This is a genomic window from Janthinobacterium sp. AD80 (assembly GCF_002878455.1).
GTDB lineage: Bacteria > Pseudomonadota > Gammaproteobacteria > Burkholderiales > Burkholderiaceae_D > Janthinobacterium.
In genome coordinates, this window is sequence record NZ_NRDQ01000242.1 from 1 (window position 1) to 2,752 (window position 2,752).

Here is a 2,752-nt window from a genome sequence, read left to right on the forward strand (position 1 = left end):
CTTGCAGCCCGTGAAAGTGCCGCACTGGGTGCGGCGGCGTGGAAACGGCGGAGATCGTCGACTACGCGGGCGCCCGCAAGGGCGTCAGCCAGCGCGTGGTGCTCACGGCCCTGGGCGGCTCCGGCGCCACGCCGGCCGCCGGCCTGACGGCGCCCGTGATCCTCGTGAAAAGCTTCGAGGAACTCAAGGCGCGCGCGGCGGAAGTGAAGGGCGCCATCGTGCTGATCGACACGCCGTTCGATCAGGAGATGGCCGAGCGCGGCCTGGCCGGCGTCACGTATGGCCAGGGCTCGCGCTTCCGCTTCAACGGACCGAAGGCGGCCGCCGAACTGGGCGCCGTGGCCGCGCTGGTGCGCTCGGTGGGCGGCGCGGACTTCCGCATCCCGCACGCGGGCGCCACCGGACTGGAAGACGGCAAGCGGATTCCCGCCGCCGCCGTCACCGTGGAAGACGCCTTGCTGATCGGCCGCCTGGCCGCGCGCGGTCCGCTGAAAATGCACCTGACCCTGACGCCGCAAAACCTGCCGACAGCTACAACGTCATCGCCGACTGGCCTGGCACGGACAAGGCCGACGAAGTGGTGGTGGTCTCCGGCCACCTCGATTCCTGGGACCTGGCGACGGGAGCGCACGATGATGGCGCCGGCGTGGTGGCGGCCATGGGCGTGGTGGAAACCCTGAAAAAGCTCGACTATCGGCCGCGCCGCACCATCCGCGTGATCGCCTGGATGAACGAGGAAAATGGCGGCCGTGGCGGCCAGGCCTATTTCGAGGCCAACAAGCAGGCGCTGGGCAAGCAGTATGCGGCCATTGAAATGGACAGCGGCGCCGGCCGGCCGTTCGGCATCAAGGCCAGCGTGGCCCCGAAAGCGGAAAAACTGTTCGCCCCCTTGCTGGCGGCCTTGCAGCCGATGGGCGCGCACGCCTTCACGCGCCGCGACGCGCTGGGCACGGGCGACTTGCACCGCCTGGAAACGGGTGGCGTGCCCAGTTTCGAGCCGCTGGTCGACAGCCACAGCTACTTCCACTACCACCACACGGCCGCCGATACGCTGGACAAGGTCGATCCGGAGAACCTCAAGCGCAACGTCGCGCTGATGTCATCGCTGGCCTGGTTCCTCGCCAATATCGATGGCGAGATCGGCCGCGCGCCGGCGCAGGGCGAGTAATTCACGCTATCGCGGGCCGCCGGCTTGCCGGCGCGGCCCGCGTGCTGTTGACCACATCCATCGAACGCATGCCATGACCTCATCTTCCGCCGCCATCGACAGCGCCATCCACCTGATCCGCACCTACATGGCCCTGCATCCCCGCAGCGCCGACACGCTCGAGGGCGTGGCGCAGTGGTGGCTGGACGGGCAAATTCCCCTCGACGTCACGGCGGCCGCGCTGGCGCAGCTGCGTGCGGCCGGCGAAATGGAGCATGTCGACGTCGGCACGCGCCAGCTGTGGCGCCGGCACCGGTCCGGCGACTGAACAGGGGCGGGTGGCCAGTCCACCCCTCAGTTTTTCAGATACCAGCCCTCCGCAAAGATAATTTGCCTGGATGGGGCGGCAATCATAAGATGTGCAGCTGTAAATAATTCTCATTTAGTTGGGAATCCATCCTACGCTGCATACTCGCCTGGCCCATGGCGGCCCGGTTTGGCCTCTCTTCTGATTGTCAGGAACGCTGGTGCCCCGTCTTCGCTTGCTTTTGCCCCTTTTTCTTGCCGGCTGGCTGGCGCTTGCCGGCGCCCGCGCGCAAGCGCTGGCCGCTGCGCCCGCGCCACGCATCGAGCGCTGCACCATCGCCGATGAACAGGGCGACTTCGGCTTGCCCACGCCCTATACCCATGCCAGCGGCGGCATGGGCTATACGCTGACCAGCCTGATTTTCGACACCCTGGTGTGGCGCGACGCCACTGGCAAGCTGGTGCCGGGGCTGGCCAGCGCGTGGCGGGAAAGCGCCGACCACCGCACCATTGAGTTCACCCTGCGCCCCAACGCGCGCTGGCATGACGGCAAGAGCGTCACGGCGGCCGACGTGGTGTTTACGTTTGCGTATCTGCGCCAGCACCCGCATCCGCTGTTCGACCTGGGCGCCATCGACAATGTGGACGACCTGGGCAAGGGGCGGGTGCGGGTGCGCCTGAAGCGCGTGTATGCGCCATTCGTGGCGCAGCTGGCCGGCTCCGTGCCCATCCTGCCGCAGCATGTGTATGCGCGCCTGGCCGATCCGCAGCACATCAAACAGGCCGATATCGTCGGCAGCGGTCCCTATCGCCTGGACGCGTATGACAAGGCGGCGGGCCGCTACCTGTTTACGGCGAACGAACAATACTACCTGGGTCCGCCCAGGGTGCGCAGCCTGCTGTTCCTGCGCATGCAGCCTTCGCTTGCCGTGGGCGCGCTCAAGCGGGGGCAGGTGGACATGATCCGCAGTCTGCCGGCGCCGCTGGCCGCCGAAGTGGCCCGTTTCGCCAGCGTGGTCAGCGCCCCTTCCGGCCATCCCGTGCGGCTGCGCTTCAATCATGCGCGTGCGCCGTTCGACGACAAGCGCCTGCGCCAGGCCATCGCGCGCGGCATCGACCGCCAGGAGCTGCTGCGCGTGGTCGAGAACGGGCAGGGCGAAGTGTCCGCCGGACGCTTCGTGCGGGGCAGCATCTGGCAGAGCGGCGCGCCGTTCGATGCGTATGCCTACGATCCCGCCGTCGCGCGGCGCATGCTGGCGGAGCTGGGCTACCGCGCCGCGCCCGATGGCCGCCTGCGGG

General features: G+C 68.3%; 4 protein-coding genes. All 4 read left to right on the forward strand.

Features of this window, described 5'->3' with window-relative positions; genetic code table 11:
- Positions 1–38: 38 nt before the first annotated feature.
- Positions 39–680, forward strand: coding sequence for a hypothetical protein (locus JaAD80_RS31925; protein WP_308410656.1), 642 nt, complete (start codon positions 39–41; stop codon positions 678–680).
- Positions 584–1,168 (forward strand): M20/M25/M40 family metallo-hydrolase, encoded by a 585-nt coding sequence (locus JaAD80_RS31930; RefSeq protein ID WP_308410657.1) that lies wholly within the window; start codon positions 584–586, stop codon positions 1,166–1,168. Before JaAD80_RS31925 ends, JaAD80_RS31930 begins: the two co-directional genes overlap by 97 nt.
- A 73-nt stretch (positions 1,169–1,241) precedes the next feature.
- Positions 1,242–1,475: a hypothetical protein gene (locus JaAD80_RS27835; RefSeq protein ID WP_258003227.1), complete on the forward strand. Its 234-nt coding sequence runs from the start codon at positions 1,242–1,244 to the stop codon at positions 1,473–1,475.
- Between the two features lie 214 nt (positions 1,476–1,689).
- The coding region (locus JaAD80_RS27840) for an ABC transporter substrate-binding protein (protein ID WP_219726902.1) at positions 1,690–2,752 on the forward strand (1,063 nt) is incomplete at its 3' end.